Genomic DNA, 23,647 nt, shown 5'->3' with positions numbered 1-23,647 from the left:
TCCTCTCTATGATCTAAGATCCCAAGTACAATCAGAAGCTAGTAAGCAAACTATGACGACTTCCCTTCATGAGCTTGTGGAGATAGTGCTCGCAAGAAAGATTAGCGCAGTATCACTGATTGAAGAAGCTTGTGACAATGCAGTTGCTCATTCCGAACTCAATGCTTTTATCTGCCTCGATCGGCATAGCGCCCTTCAAAAAGCCAAATGCATTGACAGGGAATTGGCCTCCGGTAGCCACCGTAGGCCCCTTGCCGGTATCCCCATCGTTGTTAAAGACAACATCAATGTAAAGGGTATGCATACCACTGCTGGGACCCTTGGCATGAACTTTCTGCCGGAGTCCTCTGCCCCAGTGGTTGAGCGACTCGAGGGATGTGGGGCCATAGTGGTTGGGAAGACCAATCTACATGAACTCGCCTTTGGCGTAACCTCCAATAACGCTGCATTTGGTGCCGTAAGGAATCCGTGGGACATCGCTTGCTTCCCCGGCGGTTCATCGGGGGGCACCGCTGTTGCTGTAGCCGCGGGGATTGTGCCCGCTGGCCTCGGCACCGATACCGCCGGCTCCGTCAGATTACCGGCGGCGTTAACTGGTATTGTTGGCTTTCGCCCTTCAACTGGCAGCCTTCGCAGCCACGGAGTCGTACCCTCTGTGCCTGCATTTGACACAATCGGCCCTATGGCTGTTAGTGTCGAAGATACCATCTATCTGTTTGAAGTGATGACAGGGGTCTCCGTACCCCAATGCAAGCCAATCAATCAGTTGCGCTTGGGGCTAGCCCATCCTCTATTTGACAACCTCTCACCTGGAGTAAGCCAGTCTTTCAGGGCTCTAATAAGTACCCTTATTGATGCCGGAGTAGACCTGGTAGAAGTAGACCTTTCGCCAATAGTCAGCGCCGCTCTCGAAATCGGATTTCCCATCGGGTTTCATCAGATGCGGACAGCCATGGGGCATTTTCTGGCGAATTATCAACCGCAAACTCAACTAGAGGGTTTGGTAGCAATGATCAAAAGTGAGGATGTGAAAGCGGTCTATCAGGAATCAGTGCTCGGCCCTAAGGCACCGCCAGACTCAGCCTATCAAGCGGCCTTAAAGAAGTTACCTGCTGTGCGCGACAGCTATTCGAAGATCATCCAGCAGTATCAACTGGACGCGGTCGTATTTCCAACTGCACCCATCGAAGCGCAACCCCTGGAAACATCCTCATACCAACTGGAGCTAAATGGACAGACACTCCCCACCCTGGACACACTGATATACAACAATGTCTCCGCACCAGTTACCGGTGCCCCAAGCATCAGCATCCCCATCGGGCCTGGTACCAATGGATTACCGGTGGGGCTGGAGATAGATGGGTTACCCGGAGCGGATTTGGCACTACTTGCCGTAGCTAGACAGATCGAACAGGTAATAGCACTCCAAAAGTAAGAGGAACTATCCCCCCTCTTCCCCGCGAGGCATTGTCTTCCATATAGCGGTATTACTTGATGAGTAAATTGCTTTACCGTCAGTTGCTACGCTATACACGCCGCCGGGAACAGGGTAAAGATTAATCAGGGAGCCGTTCTCTCGATAGTGTCGCAGTCCGTCACCTGCCGCCACCCACAGATCATTTTTGGGACCAGTAACAATAAAACCATCAGGAATCCCTACTGGTACCGACAACACCCATTGCTTCTCTTCTAATTTTTCCGGGGATGGCAAAGCGCTTACATAAATGTCTTTTGTTTTTTTGGGGTTGTAAGGATTCTTTCCATCGATAGCTGCAGTATCACCAATATAAATTTGGTTGCCTATTGGAGAGATTGCCAACCCATGAGGCATCATGTACTCCGCTGACAAGCGAATTAACTTTTTTGTTGAAGGGTCAAAAGCATAGACAGCTGGCGTTAACATTGGCTCAGGCTTGAAGCCTTGGTTGTAGCCATAATCTGGATCGGTGAAGTAGATCCAGCCAGAGGGTGACTGTACAACTTTATTGGGTGAATTAAATGGCTTACCTTTATAGGCATCTACAAGCACTTCTCGTTGACCGTCTGAAAGGCTTATGCGGCTGATAGCGCCCGGGGTTGCTCCTTTCCCCTGCTCTGCAATCAACAAATGTTCACCGTCATTGCTAAGCCACATGCTGTTTGCCATATTGCTTCGGTGCTTCCAGGTTACAACTTCGCCAGTAACAAAGTCGTAGTAACGGATCGCTATTTGTGGATTCTCAATCTCTAAATCTGGAACACTGGTGAAGTAGAGACGCTTCTGGGAGGGTACATAAACCAGCCCCTCATGTGCATCCGTTTTCACCAAGATCGAATGGGTAGCCTGCATCGGGGAATTCCCCAGTAGATAATTGCTGTAAGTAATAGCCAAGAAAAGGACTGAGCTGAAAAGCAAAGAAAAGAAGACACTGGGGGATTTAGTAGTCATATCGCCCCTAATTAGACTTTATCTGTACGGATACTTCGGCGACTAGTCTACTGTGAACCGCTGAAGGTATCATCAGGATCATTCTCTGGCCCCACACTGGAAACGGCCTTATCCAGCATTCTATTGATCTCCCCACTCTCCTTTAGGCTTTCTAGAGCAGCATTTAGTCGCTCAAGCAGTTCCTTATTCCCTTTCTTAACACCGATACCAAAGGGTTTTGGCGGGAAGTCTCCACTAATATTCACCAGACGATATAAAGTCGGATAGGTTGATGCCTTACGCAAAAGTACCAGGTTAATAATGTCATTGGAGGCAGCATCAGCATTTCCGCTTTGAACAGCCTCTAAGGTCGCTGAGCTTGTGGGCGCTACAACCAATCTTGCCCCCTCCAATGACGGCAGGACAGCACGCATTCTTTTTAGGGAAAGTGAGCCTTTAGTAACAGCAATTATCTTACCTTCCAGATCGATAAAGCTCTCAATATCGCTATCTTTATGGACCAGTAAACCCTCCCCAGTGACGTAATAAGGAATCGAAAAGTCCACTTTTTCTTCGCGCTCTGGAGTAATGGTAAACTGGGATACCACCATATCCACTCTTCCGTCTTCAAGTGCTTTTATACGATCCTCATCCAGCACACGGGTTAGCCTTATATAGCCAGGGCCGCCAAATAACTTCTCCCCAATTGCCCTGACCAGGTCAGGCTCAAAGCCTTCTATAGCGCCAGAAGAGGGTTCTCTATACGCCAGCCCTGGAATATCATAAGTAACCCCAGCAACTAGCTCTCGATCCTCAAGATCAGCCCAAACATACCCCACATAAATAACCGATAAAACTAGCAAGCTGCCTATTAGACGGGACACTAGATACATAGCTAAGATCCAGTAATTTCAAATATATTGGCTCAGAGCCCCCTAAGTAATTCTGTAATATCCACTGAGACACCAAAGGCCGAAACCTTAGTCGACTAGCAGAAAGAGGCTATAGGTAAATATAGGCGTATATAAAACCAATACAGGTGATACTGCACTTTAAGCTACTACGGATATTGGCTTGCTGGCGTATCTATAATTGACAAGCGGACTATTCGCGCCACCAATACAATAAGCGCAATGTTTTTTCATTTTCATAATTACTAACATTGCGCTTGTTGACACCCACTTACTGCTTAGCACCTAACCCTTTCTCTTTTTCAACACCATCAGTTTTGCAAAGGTACGCACGGAGACTGTCTCCACCAAGTAGAAAGGACTATCACTAAAGAGTTGGTTCCATTCACTCAACGTTCGCTCCCGCCCACGAGTTCCCATCAACATCTGCATGTCCATGGCAGCCAAATTAAGGTCTGCGCCCTTCTCAGGTAATACTGCGTCAACAATGGCGAGCGTAGCATTTTGCCCTTGCATGGCAGAGTAAATATTATTAAGGAGTCGCTTTGCCTTACTGTCATTCAGCAAGTGAAAAACGGCCGTACACAAGTAGATATCCTTATCACTATTAGCTACCGGCAGCCTATCGTTAATAATATCTGCTGGGAAGAAGTCCAATCGCTCTTCAACTGAATCACTCAATGAGTTTTTCCAGTACTCTCTTGCCGTCCCCTCAACATTATTCCTGTCGACCACCATCGCCATCATGTGTTTATATGAAGAGAGGACACTCGCACTTTTGCTGCCTTTTGCCCCACCCAAGTCAATAATCCTATCAAACCTGCTCCAATCAAAATCTTGTAAATACTGTAGCCCGGTAAGATTATCAACGGTATCCATAGCGTCCGAAAACAGCGTGCTGACAGATTGATGATCATTCATATAATCAAACATTTCCTGATCATAAACACCTTCAAAAGGCACACTCCCATCTTTAATATGATCTTCAAACCCATTAAACCATGGCTTGCTGAATTCTGGGGAGTTATGCATGAGCACCATGCTTCTTACGCTGTTACTGGCATCACTGCGCAACACTTCAGAGTTTCGATTGTGCGAAAAGTGCCTTGCTTTTACCTCCTTAAAAATCCCCATTGCACACAACATCCTCATCAATCGATATAGATGCTCTTTATCTGCATTACAATCATTTGCCAGTTTTTCTACTGGAACGACTTCACTGTTAATATGATCAGCTATATTTAATCGGACAGCCGTATACAGACATCTAGACTGCCAAAATAACGATCCAATTTGCATTATCCGAAATGGCGGCGGCATCAGAGCATTAGGAATATTACAAATACTATTAATCATATTAGAAGCGCGCTGAAAGACCCAATTTACGGCTCTATTTCTTTGCATTGACTGGGGCATAAGAACTCCTCAGAAATAACATCTGATTAAAAATAGATATAAGGGACCGGCCTCAACTTGCTGAGGCCTTATCGCTATAAGCTTTGCAAACCTGACTTCAGAAGTCGGCCATTAAACTCTGCAAGCTGTTGTAAGAAATCGGGGTCCATAACGTGCCCCATTTGCTCTTCCAAGACGGGTTTGGCCAACATCGGCAACATAGCCAAACTGACAAATGAAATCCTGAGCAAATCATACTTGGGGTCTTCAGGTTCGGCTTCTTCACCCTTAATTTCAGCTAACCGCCGAGATCCCCTTTGACGCCCCCGCTCCAGGAGCTGACGGATCACATTTTTCCCCGGCCCTTGATTAAGTGCCATGACTTTCAGAATCAGAGCCGGAAACTTGGGATTCTCTTGCATGGTGGAGTAGTAAAGGGCAAAGAAATCTCCAAAATCCCAATCGCCATCAAGGCTGAGTTGCTCTACGGCCTCGATCAATGGCAGAAGAGTTTGGCGGATCATATCTTCATAGAGGCCATCCTTGCTACCGAAGTAATACCGAATCATCGATACCGCCACGCCAGCCTTAGCAGCAATCTGGCGAGTTGTGACCCGTTGGTACTCATCGTTCAAAAAGCACTCTCGCGCCGCATCGATAAGCCGATTGGCAACATCCGACTCCTGCATAGGCCCGCTCCTTCCTATCTAGCTTGCAAGAGAGGCTAACAGGGTACCCTACTGCCTTCCAGGCTATTTGTTGTTCAATTTGAGGGGTTTGTACGACGGGTTGACGTGGCCCTATATCCTCAAACTGGATACGACCCCACTCATTCATATGAAATTGTCTCGAAGATATTCGTAGTTTAGAGCAAGTGGATTTGAATCTGGCACTAATTACCCAGCTAACAAAGCACCTGGGTTATCTCTAATATTCAGAACACAAGTATTGCTAATAACACCAAGATATACACTCGAAAATTGATAGTCATCCTCTACATTTTATCTCGTTCGTAAGCCCTTCCTTCGAGAAATGCCACGAATCAAATCTCGCATTCTGAATCAACTTAAAACCACCTATCGACCTCAAATCCAAACATCGGTATTCTCCCGCGCGGCGGCATATTCATCCTGATTTAACTTGTTGCCAGAGTTAATCAGACATGCCTCCTACTCGACTATTTATGGATAAAAGTTTGACAAAACTTTAAAAACATTTTCAAAGCAGGAACATGAAAATGAAACTATTTACCAGTACCGCACTGGGAATTTCAGCAACCCTAACTTTAACTTTTCAGTCTGCAATGGCATACAGCCAGGCTGTAGATATAACGATACCAAGTTACACCGGCAATGAGTTTGCTCAATTGGAAGAGCAACCCAAATCGAGCCAAGTAATTATTGATGGCAAACTATACCAGCTGACCGGAGATATGCTGGAGCCAGTTCAAGAGGATTCCGGTCAAGTTAGCATTATGTCCGCTGTTGAAATATCAGCGAATAAGTGGCCTGATGGAATCATATATTACGACTTTTACGATAGTGTCACTGAAGAAAATCAACAGCGTTTTATCGACGCCACCAAAGTCTGGGAAGAAATTGCGGACTTACAATTTTTAAGGCGCACCGATCAATCAGACTACGTTCACGTAAGAAACGGAACTGAAAACCGCTCCATGGTTGGAAAGACTGGCGGCGGGCAATTCTTCAGCATGAACAACTGGGATACCAAGTACATTATTGTCCATGAATTGGGCCATGTTATTGGTATGAGGCATGAACATCAGCGATCTGATCGTGATGAATATGTCGAAATTATTGAGGACAATATTAAACCCGAGTATGTCCACAATTTTGATATACGGCAAACCCACAACTACAGTAACTATGACTTCCTGTCTGTAATGCACTATCCATCACGTGCATTTTCGGTTAATGGGCAAGAGACTATTGTCCCTAAAACGGGTTATGAGCACTTCAGCCGTATAATGGCCCAGCGTATCGACTTGGGCGGCGGTGACCAGGTTGCAGCAGCATCCCACTATGGCGTGGTCAATATTAATATTCCTGACCCTGCATTCAAGTCATATTTGACCTCCTATTTCGACACAAACAATGATGGTGAGATCGACAGCCTGGAAGCAGCAAACATTGAAGAAATTCGCACTCCAGGCAACGGGGAAATCCAGTCACTGCAAGGTATTCACGTATTCCGATACTTAAAGCACTTAACCGCTGTTAATGAAAACCTCACAGAATTACCCGAATTACCTAAACGTCTAGAAACGTTAAATATTGCCGGCAACTACTTGGATACTGCGCAATTCGAATGGGTAATGGATCGACATTTCTTAACCGCTATTGATGTTACGGACAACCTCCTCGATGTCTACTCCTGCGAGGCACTTGAGTTAATTGATTCTTATCTTAATGAAGGGAGCATTAGCTTCAGCCCCGCTAAAGGCGGTAATTCATTAGTTTGTGATGAGGAGGCAGAGCTAACTCTTATCCCATCAAAAACACGAGAGAATTTAAGTAGCAAAGGCGAAAAAGTATTCCATATCGACGTGCCCGAAAATGCTCAAACCCTGACAATTATTACTGACAATTCAGGCGATGAACTGGGCGGTGAAATGAATATGTACGTGGCCTATAATCGCCAGCCTACCACAGCCGATTTTGACTTCAGTTCTGAAAATAGCGGTAATATTGAAGGTATTGAGGTCACTTCGCCAGAAACCGGCCGCTGGTACATATTACTGTCTCCTATCGAACGCTCCTTCGAGGGTGTAAATTTAACGGCAACGGTAACCCTGGCTGATCAGTCCGACAATATTCTGGTTAATCAGAAACCTGTCAGCGGTCTTAATGCCAGTGCAGGAGAGTCGTTGTTCTACACCATCACAGTACCGGAAAATGCCAGCGACCTTTCATTTGAGATAACCGGTGGTAGTGGCGATGCGGATCTCTATATTCGTTTTGCTAGCAGACCTACTGAATCGGTCTATGATTATCGGCCCTATTTAGGTGGTAATAAGGAGTCCGTTGCTATAGCAAACCCAACTCCCGGAATCTGGCATGTCATGCTCCACGGCTATTCAGACTTCGATCAAGTATCCCTGGTCGGCTCTTTTACTGAATCATCTACTGATGAATTTTTAATCCCCGGCGAGATTATCTCTGACCTAAATGGCCATGCAGGAGATCAATTAGAGTTTAAGATTGCAGTTCCTGAAGGAGCGACCCAGCTTTCTGTAGCTACGGGTGCAGCTCTATTCAACTCCGTTGGTGATGCAGACCTCTACATCAAGCACGGTGAACCCGCCACTGAATCAAATGCCGACTACGCTTCTGAAAACTGGGGCAACTATGAATCCATTGATTTGAACACTCCTCAATCGGGCACTTGGTATATTACCATCTATGGTTATACCGACTTTGAAAATGTTTGGATTAGTGCTGATTATTGAAGTATAAATAACTAGCGATCGGGCAGTAGGGTTGTCAACCTTTATTGACACTACTGCCCACTCTATTTTTCTTACGCCTATCGTTGAATACAAAATGATCGATCCGCAGCCGTATATTTCAGCAGCTACTCAAGAACTTAACAAACCTACATTTGAACTAACAAAGCAGCACTTGCAGGTTATGGAAATCGAACTTGAAAATGGCTATCCCAAAGTAGCGCGAGTGAATTTAAATCACTATGAAGACACTGTGGCTGTGTATTTCCACATTAAGAATGAACGTTTTTTTCTCGCAGTAAATGTTGCCAAATCAAGCATTCCAAACATCAAATGGATATGGGTAGAATCTGGGCATCGTGTCTATTTTACAGCAACAACCGAAATATTCAGCTATGAAGATCTGTCAAGCATTCTTCCTTATGATAACTTATCCGGCTGGTCAAAAGGTGACTTGCAAAGAAATAACAAATTAAAATATAACTTCACACGGATTTCCTATGAACCAAATATGAACGAAGCTTATGGACTAGAAGAGAAACTACTGGAACTATTAAAAGAACTAGAAAAGGAAGCTGATTCTATCCGGGAGCTTACAAAAAAAACAAAGGCATATATTTCAGTTTGCAAGCATCAATATATAAGTGCCAACGCGAGTATACACTTGGATTTAGAAACATTGAGCAGGCTAAGTGCGCTTAATCTAGCACTAGATATTGACACCTATATTTGTGGGCAAGAGATTGTATAAGAACATCATCTGGCAATTGATAATATGTGCACCTTTAAAGATTTTAGTTAAACTGAATATGCCATGCAACCATTGGACTGCCCGTTACTAATAATTAATGCTTTAGGCTTCTTATGGGATGAACTCCAAAATTTATCCCAATTTCGAAATATTGAAAACTATTGCAAGGAGTACGGGTTACTTTATCTTTAATGCTATTAACTTGAGTAATCCCTAATCTTGGCGTTAAGCCGGAGATATGAACCAACCCAAACGTTCCAACGACCTCAACATACTTTCCCGCGCATGAAGAATTAATAATTTCTGTCCTTTCACTGCTTTCTAGGTTTAAAATCAAGGCTGAACTTCGGTCATCAACTCTAGAATGTTCTTCAGTCAAATAAAGGTCTGCTCCGCGCCCCAAATATCCGACAACGGACACTTGATCACCATCAAATTTCTCTGGAGAACTGAGCAATGCAGACATGGAAACTGGTATAACCAGATTACCTTCGGTACAGGCTCCCAATAAGGTAGAAAAGGCCATGAACATTAAAATTATACTCAACTTCACTTTTTAAGCTTCCTTTATAGGTTAAGAAATGACTATCCCAACGCGCCAGATCCGCGCCAGCTTTAATAATCACACCATTCGCGTCTACCAAGCATACAACACAGCCATTGCAAATTCCGCTCTACAAAACGGAACCTTTATATCCCCACCATTCAAAATGGAACGTATGACCTGGATTAAACCCTCTTTCCTATGGATGATGTACCGTTCGGGTTGGGGAGAAAAAGACAGCGGACAAAACCGCATTCTGGCGATAGATATCACTAGAGAAGGATTTGAATGGGCCTTACAGAATAGCCTGCTTAGCCACCAAACCGATCAATACCCAACGAAAGAAGCATGGTTGGAAGCTAAGAGAACTACACCTGTCCGTATTCAATGGGACCCTGAACGGAATTTAGATCTGGAACCCCTTCCTCACAGAGCTATTCAGATTGGGCTGTCGAATAAAGCTGTAATACTTTACGTTAACGAATGGATTCAGAAAATTACTGATGTAACTGATAGCGCCCACAGAATTCACCAACTAGTCAAAGCGGGAGAATTTAAGCAAGCGGAAAATCTTCTTCCCTCAGAGGTTGAGTACCCCTTAAGCATTTCATTAAAAGAAAGATTGGAAATGTAAATCTGCACGGCCAATACCAACGTTAAGCCCCTGTGACACATCCAAAAATCGCAAAGTCCGAAGAAAATTTTGGCCAGTAAATGGGGCTCAATTGAATTGATGGTATTACTTTTAAAACCAATATGGAGAATGGCAAACAGCGTTATCCTTCCCCCCAGAAATACAACAACCCGCTGTAGACTTTTCAAACAAACACAAAAATATAGGCACTAAAATGATCTTATTGGATTTTATTAAGTTTGTTTTAGTGTCAAAGCTGCGTAAAATTGATGAATATTTATCGGAATTAGAGTCTTACCCAGCAGTTTTTTAAGGGTCGTTGATTCAAACAAATCCAAGACTCATTTCTCAAAGGAGAACGGTAGCGTGACGTAAAAGTAAGTAAAAGGCGCTGACCCAAGGTGCGCCAACACCAGGGGCCAGCTAACCAAGTTGATAATCACACTATCAAAGTGGCTATATGCATAGTACGCTAGAAACCCGCTCGTCTTCAATAAAGCTGAGCGCAATCAGAAGCTTGGAGCGATTGCCCGAGCTCTGGGAGCGTAGTGCCCGAGCTCTGGGAGCGTAGTGCCCGCCTTTTCTTCTTTTATGCTTACCGTTCTCGCGCTCCCCCTGCCCTTCCTGCAATTACGACTTTCTAAGCCTTCCGTTTTCGGAGCCAAAGAAATAGCTTGAAATTCAGTAGGAAAAAATATGTTGATCTTAAAGCGTCGGACTGGTGAAAACCTAAGAATTGGAACAGACATCTCACTCAAAGTGCTGGAGGTTAAGGGTAACCAAGTAAAGATCGGGATTCATGCCCCCAAATCCCTAGCAGTTCACCGCGAAGAAATTTATATACGTATTCAAAGGGAGCAGAAACTCAGTAACAGAAAACGCTGAGAATCAACTTCCCCTTAAATGAGGGCCCACAGCGGGCCTCAACCGCAATCTATCGGCCAAGGTTTTCCAACTCTTTCATGAGAGCAGCACACTAAGCCAACCCAAAGAAACTCATAGGCCCCTTGAGTGCCCCCTCCAAGTTAGAGCCCATACCTCCTGGCCCGCTAAATCCAAAGCCACTAAAACTACCACCTTTGCTCGCTTGCCGCGCAAATGCGAATCATTATCATATTCGGCAGTTTACTTGCTGGAAGTCCTCTCATGTTTCGCAAAACCCTGCTAGCTACTGCACTCGCAGCCGCAGTACCCGCCTCCCTCGCCAATGAAACTCCCTCAGATCAGCCCACGGTAATGGAGGAAACCGTAGTAGTCGGTGTGCGCCAGCGCCTCTATGAGCGCGGAGCCTTGCTGGATGCAATCCAGAAAACTGAGGTTGTTGATGAAAGTCTGATCAAATCCCTGCAGGCGGTTAACCTCACTGACGCCATTGAAAAGTCCCCCGGTGTTCGGGTTTCCAATGAGTGCTCCATGTGCGGGGTCAAACGAATAATGCTGAACGGCATGCGCGGTGAGCACTCCACCATCCTCACCGACGGCGTTCCTCTTCACACCATGATGGCTGGCTATTACGCAGTGGATGCACTGGCCACAACAGGTGTCTCTCGTATCGAAGTGGCCCGAGGTGCGGGAGCATCGCTGCTCGCACCCGAAGCAATCGGCGGAACCATCAATGTCATCTCCAAGGAAGTCGAGGAAACCGGCCTCAACATCAATGCCTCCATGGAGGACAACGACAGCTACTTTCTAGGCATGATGGGCGGCTATGTAAGCGATGATGAACGCACCCGTACATCGCTGGTCATTCAGGATGATAAGCACCACCAGATGGACAATGATGACAACGGAGTTAGCGAAGCACCGCTGCAAGAGAACGCCAGCTATGTAGTTCGCCTCTCCCATGACCTGGGTGAGCGGGACAACGTGGTACTGCGCACAGCCTATACCGACTCCAGTATTTTTGGCGGCCCTCAGGGATACAGCATTGGTTCCGTCCTACAAGGCTACGATGGTGTGGAATCTGACCACTTGTTTCTCGACGACGATGTGCGGCAGCAATACATTGGCAAACCCTGGGAAACCACCGAATGGATCTCCACCACTCGCAGTGAAATTTCCTCAAGTTGGCTCCACGAATTCAGCGAATCCTATAACACGCTGTTTACTGTCGCCTGGTCTGAGCACAAGCAGGACTCCTTCTACGAAGGGTTCGATTACACCGCTACAGACACACTCAACTACTTCGACCTGCGCAACAATTTGATCCTTAACGATCAGCACATGCTCACCTTTGGTGTCGATCTTCGTGATGAATCCATGCGTTCCGACTCTGTCGCAGGAGAGGAAAGCGATAATTACATCGAAGACAGTTTCGACTACCAGACCACCGGCCTCTACATACAGGACACCTGGACCGTTTCAGCGGACCTCGAAGTGGCACTGGCCATACGCGTAGACAACGCCAAAGCCGACTTTGTCGCCGAGCAAAAACCCGGTACAGAGATCGATGAAACGGTGGTCGCCCCGCGTATAGACCTCCGCTATCTGCACGACGACCAGTGGACCTCCCGGGTAGCGCTGGGACGAGGATACCGAGCCCCCCTATCCTTTTTCGAAACAGATCACGGCATTCTTGATGCCGGTGATGGCTTTGCCATCGAGATCGAAAACCTTGAAAAATCTCTATCTGCAACTTATGCATTGAGCTTCGAGGGAGAACGCCTCAACAGCACCCTGTCACTGGCATTTACCGAAGTAGATAACCTCGCAGCACTGAGCGAAACCGAGGATGGAGTACCACTGCTTACCCAGATGCAGGAAAGCGCCTCCGTAGGTGCTGCCGATATCACTCTCGGCTATGCGCTCACCGAAAATTTGACTATCGGTGGCACACTGGAGACCTATGATTACGACGATGTTTTCCGGGAATCTTTTGCCATTGCTCCAGTAGAGCAGCGTGCACTATTCAATCTGGATTACAAAGCCGATTACTGGATGCTATACGCCAGCGCTACCTGGGTGGGCTCCCGGGACTTGGATGAATTTGGTTACGAAGGTTTCAACCAGTTGGGCGACTCCACGTTAAAAAGCAAGAGCGCAGACGCCTATTGGACAGTAGATCTTAAATTAACCTTTGATGTCACTGAAAATCTGAGCCTGTATCTGGGCGGAAATAACCTGACAGATTACACCCAGGTTGAGGAAGGTGAGAGCCCTCTATTCTGGGATGCCAGTGGTGCCTACGACGTAGCCTATATCTACGGCCCGCTACGAGGGCGTGAATATTACCTGGGCTTCGACTGGAACCTGTAATGCGAACCTGGCTCGCACTAATCACACTTCTGTTTGCGCCTGCTGGCGCAACAGAAGCTGCCATTTCCCTTTACGATTTTGAACTGCGCAGCCTCGCCGGCCCCGAGCGTATCAACTTGCAGCAATTCAAAGGGAAACCCAGCTTGATAGTACTGGTTGAACCTGACTGCCCCTGGTGCTTTCGCCAGGTTCGAGTACTCAACCGGCTGACCAGCGAGTGCCCCCAACAGTTTCAGCCCATCGCCCTGGGTATCAATGGCTCCCGAAAAGCCCTACTGGCTGAATATCGAAAGCTACGCCCGGAATTCCCCATGCTTCAGGCAAGCACACAGCTTCAACAAGTACTGGGCGAAACTCCCGGCACTCCATTTAGCTTCCTTATAGCCTCCAGCGGAGAACCGCTCAGCTGGCTAAGGGGTTATATTCCGGATAAGAAACTACAGCCGATTTTGGAGAGCACCTTTGACTTCAAATGTGAAGGTGCTCCCGGGAAAGCCTCATAAATTAGAGAACTGAATACTACGTTTTTTGTTGAGATAGGAACCTTGCTAGATCTTAAGTACTTATAGATTGAAGATATAGGCAGTGACGCTGTAGATGTCAGCTCACTTAGCTATTCCCCCTAATTTAGATCTGTGGCAAGAAGATCTAAGGATTATTTTTGGCATCCAGGCTATAAACCCATAAAATTGTTAGCTGACTTTTCTTCTACAAAACCAATAGATGGATCTTGGCTTTTTAGCATTCTGAGTAACGCTTCCCAATCGGAGTTTTTCTCATAGAACTGCTTACTTAAGTACGCGGAAATTGCGGCCTGCACAATTGATACATGGGCAGGGTTATTTTCTTCTTCATTTATAACACCATACCCATTAATTCCACCCAGTAAATGCTTTGCCCCCACAAGGGTCAGCAAGTACTCTGCACCAGTTCCCAAAGTAAAAGCATCAGTAAACCAATCTGGTCCACGGGTACTCAGTGGAGAATCATCCTGATCCGCTGCAACAACTAAGCATGGTGCAGTCATTTCCGTAAAACTTGGATTCATAAATGGGAAGAACTTTGCCGCAAAAGGGGATAGGTTCTCTCCGCCCGTTCCAGTTGCACAAAGTAAAACACCCGCTCTCACCCGCTTATCTGATAAATCGGGGCCAGGGATATTGTCTTCATTTAATACCCGAGCCCCTAGTAACATACCTACAGTTTGTGCTCCATAGGAATGCCCAATAGCAACTACCTTTTCTTTATCTAGACGGCCGCGCAACATGGAAACAGCTTTCTCGATACTGTCCAGCTCATCCAGAACTCTCTTCATGTCAGATACTCGATACTGCCAGATTTCAGGCACTCTAGGGTCATCATCTGGCACCTCAGAATCCAGGAAAACTGGTTGCAGAACTACAAAACCCAAAGAGGCGAGAAATTCAGTTATTGGAGCGTATCCATAAGGTGGTGATTTGTATCCATGGGCGAAGATAACGATTGGTAAGTTTTCACCATTCACCGGTGCGATTACACGAACCTTTAGCTCTTGCCCCCTGACCGAGTCAGGCAGTAATACAGCATGATGTATAACAAAAGGGCCTTGTTTTTTTACTGATGTGTGATCTGATATTGTCATAAATTGTTCTCCTTCAACTTTAATTTCCCACTTGATTGATGGGGTTAATAGAACTCAGTAAAGTGGCCACTGGTATTTGCAATCAGTACCGAATTACCATGGCATAGAACCATTAAAGCTAGTAAAAGTACCAGAATCCCCTTCTCGGCCCAGAAGGGCGACACGCACAATTTCCCTCGCACCCTCTGCTACAGTTTGCTCACCCTCGTAATTATTTAAGCCAGTGCAAGTAAACCCAGGGCATACGGCATTTACCTTTATGTTTGATTTTTCAAGATCAATTGAGAAAGCCATAGTCACAGCATTTAGCGCAGTTTTTGACATGGAGTAGGCACCAAACATTTTTCGTGCCGGATTCTTAGGATTTGAATGGCTCATCAACGAGCCAGCACCGCTAGAAACATTAACCACTTTGGCAGAAGGAGAGAGTTTTAGAAGAGGTAGCATTGCCTGAGTAACCGCTACAACCGCGAAAACATTAGTTTCAAATATCTCACGTAATTCAGCCAAAGTTACAGCGCTAACCTGAGTCTTTTTGCCGATTTCCGCCAGAGTTACTCCAGACTCCCCTGCATGGCTAATCGCCGCGTTATTAACCAATATATCGAGACGGCCAAAGTCTTTTCTTATAGTGTTAGCTGCAACTCGGATACTGCTCTCATCAGTAACATCTAGCTGAATAGGCCAAGCGCTTTCGCCTATGGAATCAGCGGCTTTTTGCCCCAGCTTCAAATCACGAGCCCCAACTAAGACAGAAACGCCTCTAGCACTCAGGTCCCTCGCGACTTGTAATCCTATTCCCCTATTAGCACCAGTTATCAATGCAATTGGTCTACCGTGCATCGTCAGTCTCCACATAGATACAGCTCATGAGCCATTGGCTACAGCACATGGCTATGGCAAAATCGGAACAACGTTCCGATTAAATATACGGAACAATGTTCCGTTTAGCAAGGGGTAGATATGCCAAAACCTGATGACACTAATTCGAGCCAACGTAAGCGAGCCGACGGCAAGCGCAACCATGACGCCCTGCTCCAGGCAGCCAAGGAAGTATTCGCCACCTCCGGCGTAGATGCCCCAGTGCGGGAGATTGCGGGTAAGGCCGGAGTCGGTGTCGGCACCCTTTATCGGCACTACCCGAAGCGGGCAGACCTGATCGCGGCAGTTTTCCGCAGGGAGATCGATAGCTGCTCTGAGGAAGTGATAGAACAAGCTAAACACCTCCCCCCCTTTGAAGCCCTGGCCAGCTGTATGCAAATATTTGCGACCTTTTTTGCCACTAAGCGAGGGCTATCCGAAGTATTGCACTCAGGCGATCCAGCCTTTGAAACCCTTCCAAGCTATTTTGACCAGCACTTAAGGCCTGCCCTCGCTATGGTGTTAGGTGCAGCAATAGAATCGGGAGATGTTCGTTCAGATATAACTGCAGATGAACTACTTGGAGGAATTGCGAGATTGGGGATGTCCTCATCTGAAGACTCATCTGGGCAAGTAGGACGTATGGTTGCACTTTTAGCCGATGGACTGCGATTTAAAGAGTGAAAAACTCTTTTATCAAAACGGCTTTAAGGATTAATGGCAGTCAGAAAATGACTGAAGCATCCAAACCAAAATGGTGAGAGCATTTATTCGATGATGCAGATAAATAGTTTTTATTTAAGTGCTTTTTAGATCTGGTAATTAAAGAAAGATACAAAAATGTGCCTACAGTGAATATTTCACTTTCTGCCGCTCTCTCCATAGGGCTTGAAACCGCTAGGATTGTTAAATGAGATTGATTTTAATTCTAATAGTAGCAGTTGGCCTGGATAGTCTAGTCCATACGTTCAGCCCTGAATTGGGAGGGAATCTACCTTTACTTTTATTCTTAATACTTGGAGGACTTCCGTATGTGGTACTTCCGCCAAAATCCAGATATTTTAGGAGAGAGATAAGATCTTGGGCAAGAAGAAAAAATATAGAAATTGTAGAACTCAAAAACTACTATCTCCTAAAAGGAAAGCTGTTCTGGAGGACATCGGATGTCCAAGATATTTTTATTCTAAAAGACCATAATGCTGAATATTGGATTGCCTGTGGCTCATGGTTTCTCGGGGCATTTAATAACAACTTAAAGGTATACAAGCTAATTGATAATCGCTTAAAGCTGATAAGCTCCACCTGAGACCTAATATCTATAAAAATAAGCACAAGGATATATAAATCAGCTCCAGCACCTGAATCTATTGATGCCTACAGTATTAACTTATTGACTGATTTATCTGATACAACAAGCAAATAGATTGAAAAAATAATTACAGTTCAATTTTTGCCCGCTACATATTTGAAGGCCGAAGCTTCTCAATTATTGGTTTGTCATTGTCACTCCCCCTATTCTCGTCTAACCCCTATCAGCTCCACCCAAATAAATTAACATTCACTTAAAGAATAGATAGAGACTAGACCATCGAAAGTGCAATAAATTTACTTTGCAATAGTCTATGCTGCTATGAGACAAACCTCCTCAAACAATGCGGTTTTTCAGCCCCCCAGAAAACCTTCCTGCTCCAATACAATTTAGGCAGGCTAGTGTGTATTTTTCGTTCTCATTAATCCGTGGAGCCCTCTGTATTTAGCACATAAACTTCAAGCTTTTATACCGCCCTTCATGCTCTATTTTCTTTGACAGTCATCACGTTGTCACGAAACACCAAAAATGACTTCATTTTTTGACCCACAACTTAAGCAACTATTGATTAATGGAAGCGTAAATTTTATTAAAACATGTTAATTCATGTATGACATGGAACCCCTGTTCGCGCGGAAGGTCTGTCTTATTAGCAATTTTTAAGGGGTAAATATTTATTTACTAACTGCATTTTTTGATCCTGGTGACAAGAAAAGAATGGCCGACATTCTCAAACACCAACTAATTTCACAGTATTCACCAGGAAATTAAACTTAATATTTCAGTCGCTTTAAATAAATCGACAAGAATAATGTAAACCAGGAGTAACCTTATGCTTTTAAGAAAAAAAAGCGCGCTTGCGACAATGTTGCTGATACCTTTCAGCTTACAAGTACAAGCTCACGGCTGGTCTGAATTCCCAAAAGCCAGGCAAAAAATTTGCTATGACCAAGGCAATATCTGGTCTGGAACACCATCCAATCCAGGCTGTGCCCTGGCAAAATCCATTTCTGGATCTTATCCTTTCCAACAACACAACGAATTCTCTATTAACATCCCTGACTACAATAATTCTGCCGCTGTAAAAAGTGCCATTCCTGATGGAACTCTTTGCTATGCAAATGATTCGCAGAAAAAAGGGATGGGAGCAGCAACTGATGCCTGGACCCGTGTAGAAGTCAATGCGGGAACATTCGAATACGTATTCCAGGCAACAGCGCCACACAACCCGTCTTTTTGGGAGTTTTACCTTACGAAAGCGGATGCAGACCTGTCACAACCACTGGCATGGGATGACCTTGAGCTTATCCAGGAGGAGGGGGACGTACCTGTCGTCAATGGTCAATATCGCATGAATGTCACCATTCCAGAAGACAGGGTAGGTAATGCAATTTTATTTGTACGTTGGCAGCGAGTAGACCCAGTTGGTGAAGGTTTCTACAACTGTAGTGATATCACTATTGTAAATACTGATGTTGAACCGCCTAGCGAACCTGATCCCGGCACCACACAGCCGCACCTGATTCAAGGTAACACCTTTATTCCAGAAGACATTAATATAGATTCGGTTAATGTAGGTGATACCGTCAATTACAAGGTGTTCAATAAAAATGGTGAGGAACACTCATCATTTTCGCTGGCAATTACCGAGGATAATAAGAATGACTGGGACAGGCTTTTAGCTTCTCAAGTCACCGGCTGGTACCAATCAAACCACAGTGGAAATGTTTTTATTGGTCGCTGGCATGAAGAAATGAATCATTACATGTACTTCCAGGGTGATTTACATGGTAACTACTTCAACTCCAAAGACTCACGTGCCTCCGGTCAATTCACTATTACAAGCAACGGTAGTGAATTAATAGCTGCTATCACACCTAAGGTTTTAAAACCGCTTGATATAGCTAGAGTAGAACACGGGGATTTAGTGGTACTTTCATCGGGAGAAAGCGCCGGAAATATCAATAATACGGAATGGTCACAGGTAAGTGGAAGCCCTGTTGAAACCGCAACCGGGCCCAGTGGTGCACTGGTAATCGACACGTCAAGCTTAACAAATGAACAGCATGAATTAAGTTTCAAGTTAACCGTAAGCGGTGACTCTGCTGTTGATGACGAGATCTACTCATTTACTGTTGAACCATCAACTACCACAGATCCCACAGATCCCACAGATCCCACAGATCCCACAGATCCCACAGATCCCACAGATCCCACAGATCCCAGTATTCAAGCTTGGGATAGCAACGAAATCTACACCGCAGGTGATATCGTTAGCCACAATGGTGAAACATGGACTGCCGGATGGTGGACAAGGGGCGAGGAGCCGGGTACAACCGGCCAATGGGGTGTTTGGCGTTAAGTTAAAGGTCACCAACCAAAACAAGTAGCTAGTAGAAAATTATCTGCTAGCGCTTATCTGAAAGGCCTCAATAATCCTGAGGCCTTTCATTATAAAAGCTCACCCGAAAAGAGTTACCTTTCAACTGGATCAATATTTGGAGATTGTGGACTGGAGTAGTCGACATTTAGATCCCAGAAAGCGCGGCGCCTTTACTGAGAATACTCTCCTATTCTCCAGCAGCTGGAAATTCCATCAAAATACTGATCAATCTCAATCGAAATTTTGAAAGCCACTATAAAGATAACGTAAGCGTTGAAGAGGCTGTGCGACATGCTTAAAGAGAGCGCGATAAGCGCTGGGTACACAGCATAAGGACTGTCGGCACAACCTTTCTCCAGCGCCCTGCTAACTCCACTCCGTCACCACCATCATTACTTCCAGCTTTCACCTAAAACCACAATTTTTAATCCAAATCTGAATTCTTGATACTTTCATTACACCTTAGAAAACTAACAGACTGGGAGAGCATCTGCTTCACCGCCAGCGCCTCTAGCACCACTCTTCAATCTGTTGGCATGCTGGTTTTCTGATGCACCGAATCAGGAAAGGATTGGTTATATCTAGCGGTAGTGATCGACCTATATAGTTGGCTAGTTATTGGTTGGGTAACGTCGAAAACGGGTGGCTAACTTATGACGCTTTTCAAATGACTATATGGAGATGTAAGAAGCCTACGAATATTCTCCTGCATACTGACAGGAGAAGTCAGTATTGCTCTAGGAATTATCAACCTTTAATTACAGTGTATGATCTGCAGTACAGTATGAGCCCCAAGGGTAATTGCTACAATAACGCCTTTGCGGGTACCTTTTTCCACTCACTTAAAGTAGAGCTAATCCATGGTATCCGCTGTTGATGGGTATGATCAAAAATTATCACTTTCAAATGGTAATACCTGCTATCTCTTGCACTTCGAGCTGCCTACCAAACCCTCTACAGCTCAACTAAATAAAGATCGAAAGTACTCCCCATTGAATACAAAGTTACATATATATTTTACAGCAACCCCTGTTAGAGCCAAATAAACCTTACTTTCTGCCAAACCACTATTCTACTTATTTCTAGGTAAGATGGAAAATGGTAATGACTACCCATTCCTATTATTTCTTACACACAAATCAGAACTCTCGGTAGAATATTTTAAGTATCTCTGTGTATTTTTTAGAAAAGTCTTAACCTTCTTATTCAGGCAATATTCACATAGAAAATTTAGAATCACTTTTCTAGCGAAAACATTACTTTAAATGCTAGAAGGTTAACCTTTGTTGTTAATGGGGAAGTATGTATGAAAGTGAATTCTCAAAAATTAATTATATGCCTTGCAGTTACTGCTCTGCTCTCTGGATGCGGAGGTGGTTCTGGAAGTGACAAGTCAGCGAACAGTAATTCTGGAAGCGGACCGGTTAGTGGAGGTGGGAGTGGCTCCGGAAATGGGACAGGAAATGGTTCCGGGAGTGGATCTGGAGATGGAGATGGAGATGGAGATGGAGATGGAGATACCACTACACCTCCAACGGACGACCCCGATGTTGGTAGCTCGCGCTTCACAGTTAGCTTTACGCCTTTAAGCGGCAGTACCATTGGTAAAGATAAGGAAATCTATTTAGATTTTAGCAAAGCCATTCTGATCGACAACATTGTTATATCTGGGAGCATGGGAGAGGCCGGTGAACTTTCTCAACTCGATGAAGATACGCTTATATTGCATCCCAGGGGAGACTGGACCAACTCTTCGAACTACTCCCTAACAGTTAACGCCACAGATGATTCCGGCTATGATATCGAAGCGCTAACTGCCACCTACTATATTGATACGCTCTCCCCTTCCATTACTAGCTTCGAGCCAGATATCACTCGCCTGGAGAAAGATGACACGATCAATGTCCTCTTCTCTGAGACCATGGATATCGAGAGCCTTGCCCTATCTGGTACTCTCGTAGAAGATGACTATACAATCAACTGGTCAAAAACAAATATACCCAATGATACCTTAACGATTAGTCCTGTAGATGGCTGGAAATCAGCTCAAGATCGTAGCATTCAGATTGATATAGACGATCTTGTAGGGATTCCATTGATCACTTATGAGAATAGCTTTACTGTTCCCTTTTACTTTGAGAATTTTGACCCCGCACAGGTCGTTATAGGGCAAGATAACTTCTCCAGCACAGATTTGGGAATAAATGCTAAAAATTTTGCCTTTCAGCCATCCGGTGATGTCAGTATCGATGATGAGGGGAAACTATTTATATCAGATACTTCGTCCAATCGCGTCTTAGTTTTTAATTCAATTCCTATTACAAATGGCTCACCTGCAAATGCAGTAATAGGCAAGGACGGACTGGACACTTTGGCTTTATCAAATCCGGAACAGGAATTATTCGGTCCCTCGGATATTAGTTTTGACGGAGAACACCTGCTAATTTCTCAATACCGGGAAAGGCATATTTCTATTTACGATAGTGTGGTATCCGGAGCAGGAGCAGCGCCTACACTGACTTTAAATATTGGAGATTATGACATCTCCCCCTGTAAAAGCCTGGCACTTTGGATAAACTGGGGAGCCACCGTTGCTGATAGCAAAATAATGGTTACTGATGCAGCCAATTCCAGGGTGTTAATATGGAGCCAAATTCCTAAAAATAGTTATGCCTCCCCGGATCTCCTTGTTGGTCAGTCAGGGTTAGAAAACTGTGATCCAAACGATGTAGACCAAAGTGGCATATCATATCAACTATCAGCAAACACCCTATACACTCCAACAGATGTTTGGAGTGACGGAGAAAAGCTGGCCATTATTGACAGTGGAAATAACCGAATTCTTCTTTGGAATGATTTTCCTACCAGCAGTTTTGCCCCTGCTGATGTTGTTCTCGGACAACCCTCATTCAGCGAAAGAAATATTGAACTACCCGATGTGGACGGTATTGAATGGCCTGTAAATAGTAAGACCCTAAATCGCCCAGAAACTGGTATCTGGTCAAATGGCATTCAACTCTTTGTTGCCGACGCGAAGAACAATAGAGTTTTAGTCTGGAATAATTGGCCAACAAGCAATTTTGTCCCAGCAGACACAGTGCTTGGACAAGCTGACTTTGTAAGCTTCAAGCCAAATGATGCCAACCAAAACGGTATTAGCTATCCTGATGAACCTGAATCACCTACTGCTTCGACTTTAAAGGAGCCAACAGGAATTTTTGGATATAAAAACCACTTATTTGTTACTGATTCTGGCAATCATCGAATTCTGATCTTTAAATCTCGATAAAACATCGCTTGACAAATGGCTGTATAATTCGCAAAGAATATGTGCGGCCATTTTTCAACTTATACTTTAAAAGCTAACTCTACTTATATGAGTACCTTAAACATATATACGATCTAGAAAAAAAACAAAACACAAAAAACCAACCCAAACCCTTACCAACCCCTATTTTATACTAGCGAAACAATCGACTTTTATTTATTCAACAGGCTCTATCCAACCATAGTTTTGAGCCAAGCGTGCCGCTTCAACTCTATTACTGACATTCAATTTTTGGCAGCTGCTGTGGATATAATTTCGAATGGTACCCGGGGAGAGTGAAATTTCTCGTGCAATTTCCTCAGTAGTTTTCCCAGTATATGCGAGCTGGAGAATCTTCTGCTCTTTAGTGGAGAGTGGATTGTCCCCACATTTGAGTGCTTGCTGCACTAATTCAGGAGCTACCACGGTTTTACCTGCTGAAACTTGACGGATACAGCTTGCAAGCTGGCTCGGCGGAGCATCTTTAAGAAGGTAGCCGTTAACCCCTGCATTGAGTGCGCGACGAATATAGCCACTCCTTGAAAAAGTTGTCAGCATCACAACCTTGGGAGGATTTATAAGGCGCTGTAATTGCTCTGCGAGTTCAAGACCTGTCATCCCAGGCATTTCTATATCACTAACTACCAAATCCGGGCTGCAATTATCGCAAATCTCAAGGGCCTCTCGCCCATTACTAGCAGTTGCGACGGTCCGAATATCTTTCTCCAAGTCAAGTAATGCTCTCAATGCACCGAGCACCATCGCTTGATCTTCAACTAAAAGCACTTTAATCATCATTTCAT

Annotated in this window: 19 protein-coding genes and 1 pseudogene; 12 read left to right on the top strand and 8 right to left on the bottom strand. The window is 44.8% G+C overall.

The annotated features are described in order from the left end of the window. Window positions 1-52: 52 nt before the first annotated feature. A complete protein-coding gene (locus ACJJII_RS15350; protein ID WP_444916794.1) occupies window positions 53-1,435 on the top strand; it encodes an amidase family protein in 1,383 nt (460 codons plus the stop codon). 6 nt (window positions 1,436-1,441) lie between these two features. Here ACJJII_RS15350 and ACJJII_RS15345 read toward each other — a convergent pair whose 3' ends face one another. The 4 genes from ACJJII_RS15345 to ACJJII_RS15330 all read right to left on the bottom strand — a co-directional run bounded on the left by ACJJII_RS15345 (window position 1,442) and on the right by ACJJII_RS15330 (window position 5,402). Beyond that, on the bottom strand, window positions 1,442-2,329 hold the full coding sequence (locus ACJJII_RS15345) for an SMP-30/gluconolactonase/LRE family protein (protein ID WP_444916793.1): 888 nt from the start codon (window positions 2,327-2,329) through the stop codon (window positions 1,442-1,444). Window positions 2,330-2,475: 146 nt separating this feature from the next. Beyond that, on the bottom strand, window positions 2,476-3,300 hold the full coding sequence (locus tag ACJJII_RS15340; protein ID WP_444916792.1) for a transporter substrate-binding domain-containing protein: 825 nt from the start codon (window positions 3,298-3,300) through the stop codon (window positions 2,476-2,478). Between the two features lie 303 nt (window positions 3,301-3,603). Further along, entirely contained in the window at window positions 3,604-4,734 is a 1,131-nt protein-coding gene (locus tag ACJJII_RS15335; RefSeq protein ID WP_444916791.1) for a methyltransferase, read from the bottom strand. Between the two features lie 74 nt (window positions 4,735-4,808). After that, a complete protein-coding gene (locus tag ACJJII_RS15330; protein WP_444916790.1) occupies window positions 4,809-5,402 on the bottom strand; it encodes a TetR/AcrR family transcriptional regulator in 594 nt (197 codons plus the stop codon). Window positions 5,403-5,950: 548 nt separating this feature from the next. Here ACJJII_RS15330 and ACJJII_RS15325 point away from each other — a divergent pair. Both ACJJII_RS15325 and ACJJII_RS15320 read left to right on the top strand, forming a co-directional pair. Continuing rightward, the gene (locus tag ACJJII_RS15325) at window positions 5,951-8,182 is read left to right on the top strand and encodes a M12 family metallopeptidase (RefSeq protein ID WP_444916789.1); all 2,232 of its coding nucleotides are present in this window, start codon (window positions 5,951-5,953) and stop codon (window positions 8,180-8,182) included. A 94-nt stretch (window positions 8,183-8,276) separates the two neighbouring features. Further along, on the top strand, window positions 8,277-8,930 hold the full coding sequence (locus ACJJII_RS15320) for a DUF4279 domain-containing protein (RefSeq protein WP_444916788.1): 654 nt from the start codon (window positions 8,277-8,279) through the stop codon (window positions 8,928-8,930). A gap of 94 nt (window positions 8,931-9,024) precedes the next feature. Here the strand turns inward: ACJJII_RS15320 and ACJJII_RS15315 are convergent, their stop codons facing one another. Next, complete coding sequence (locus tag ACJJII_RS15315; RefSeq protein ID WP_444916787.1) at window positions 9,025-9,483, bottom strand: hypothetical protein; 459 nt, start codon at window positions 9,481-9,483, stop codon at window positions 9,025-9,027. Between the two features lie 28 nt (window positions 9,484-9,511). Between ACJJII_RS15315 and ACJJII_RS15310 the strand changes: the two genes are divergently transcribed. The 4 genes from ACJJII_RS15310 to ACJJII_RS15295 all read left to right on the top strand — a co-directional run bounded on the left by ACJJII_RS15310 (window position 9,512) and on the right by ACJJII_RS15295 (window position 13,866). Continuing rightward, window positions 9,512-10,108 carry a DUF4291 domain-containing protein gene (locus tag ACJJII_RS15310; protein WP_444916786.1) on the top strand — a complete coding sequence of 199 codons (597 nt, stop codon included), beginning with the start codon at window positions 9,512-9,514 and terminating at the stop codon, window positions 10,106-10,108. Window positions 10,109-10,804: 696 nt separating this feature from the next. Beyond that, the gene (gene csrA / locus ACJJII_RS15305; protein ID WP_282933247.1) at window positions 10,805-10,993 is read left to right on the top strand and encodes a carbon storage regulator CsrA; all 189 of its coding nucleotides are present in this window, start codon (window positions 10,805-10,807) and stop codon (window positions 10,991-10,993) included. Window positions 10,994-11,254: 261 nt separating this feature from the next. Further along, entirely contained in the window at window positions 11,255-13,363 is a 2,109-nt protein-coding gene (locus tag ACJJII_RS15300) for a TonB-dependent receptor plug domain-containing protein (protein ID WP_444916785.1), read from the top strand. Further along, the gene (locus ACJJII_RS15295) at window positions 13,363-13,866 is read left to right on the top strand and encodes a TlpA family protein disulfide reductase (RefSeq protein WP_444916784.1); all 504 of its coding nucleotides are present in this window, start codon (window positions 13,363-13,365) and stop codon (window positions 13,864-13,866) included. The genes ACJJII_RS15300 and ACJJII_RS15295 overlap by 1 nt, the downstream gene beginning before the upstream one ends. A gap of 170 nt (window positions 13,867-14,036) precedes the next feature. On the opposite strand, the gene ACJJII_RS15290 is transcribed toward ACJJII_RS15295, so the two are convergent. Further along, window positions 14,037-14,984: an alpha/beta hydrolase family protein gene (locus tag ACJJII_RS15290; RefSeq protein ID WP_444916783.1), complete on the bottom strand. Its 948-nt coding sequence runs from the start codon at window positions 14,982-14,984 to the stop codon at window positions 14,037-14,039. 93 nt (window positions 14,985-15,077) lie between these two features. Then, a complete protein-coding gene (locus ACJJII_RS15285; RefSeq protein ID WP_444916782.1) occupies window positions 15,078-15,827 on the bottom strand; it encodes an SDR family NAD(P)-dependent oxidoreductase in 750 nt (249 codons plus the stop codon). 120 nt (window positions 15,828-15,947) lie between these two features. Here ACJJII_RS15285 and ACJJII_RS15280 point away from each other — a divergent pair, with 120 nt between their 5' ends. The 5 genes and pseudogenes from ACJJII_RS15280 (at window position 15,948) to ACJJII_RS15260 (ending at window position 22,826) form a co-directional block, all read left to right on the top strand. After that, a complete protein-coding gene (locus tag ACJJII_RS15280) occupies window positions 15,948-16,529 on the top strand; it encodes a TetR/AcrR family transcriptional regulator (RefSeq protein WP_444916781.1) in 582 nt (193 codons plus the stop codon). A gap of 226 nt (window positions 16,530-16,755) precedes the next feature. Next, window positions 16,756-17,151 (top strand): hypothetical protein, encoded by a 396-nt coding sequence (locus tag ACJJII_RS15275; RefSeq protein ID WP_444916780.1) that lies wholly within the window; start codon window positions 16,756-16,758, stop codon window positions 17,149-17,151. Window positions 17,152-17,986: 835 nt separating this feature from the next. After that, window positions 17,987-19,516 carry a lytic polysaccharide monooxygenase gene (locus ACJJII_RS15270; protein ID WP_444916779.1) on the top strand — a complete coding sequence of 510 codons (1,530 nt, stop codon included), beginning with the start codon at window positions 17,987-17,989 and terminating at the stop codon, window positions 19,514-19,516. Window positions 19,517-20,109: 593 nt separating this feature from the next. Next, window positions 20,110-20,402, top strand: a pseudogene (locus ACJJII_RS15265) (DDE-type integrase/transposase/recombinase); the annotation flags it as partial. A 441-nt stretch (window positions 20,403-20,843) separates the two neighbouring features. Then, window positions 20,844-22,826, top strand: a complete 1,983-nt coding sequence (locus tag ACJJII_RS15260; protein ID WP_444916778.1) for an NHL repeat-containing protein — start codon at window positions 20,844-20,846, stop codon at window positions 22,824-22,826. Between the two features lie 195 nt (window positions 22,827-23,021). Here ACJJII_RS15260 and ACJJII_RS15255 read toward each other — a convergent pair whose 3' ends face one another. Then, window positions 23,022-23,642, bottom strand: coding sequence for a response regulator (locus ACJJII_RS15255; RefSeq protein WP_444916777.1), 621 nt, complete (start codon window positions 23,640-23,642; stop codon window positions 23,022-23,024). Window positions 23,643-23,647: the final 5 nt, after the last annotated feature.

Source organism: Microbulbifer maximicatervae (SeqCode) (assembly GCF_052467825.1).
Note: the sequence above shows the minus strand (reverse complement) of the source record. Positions and strands in the feature narration are given on the sequence as shown.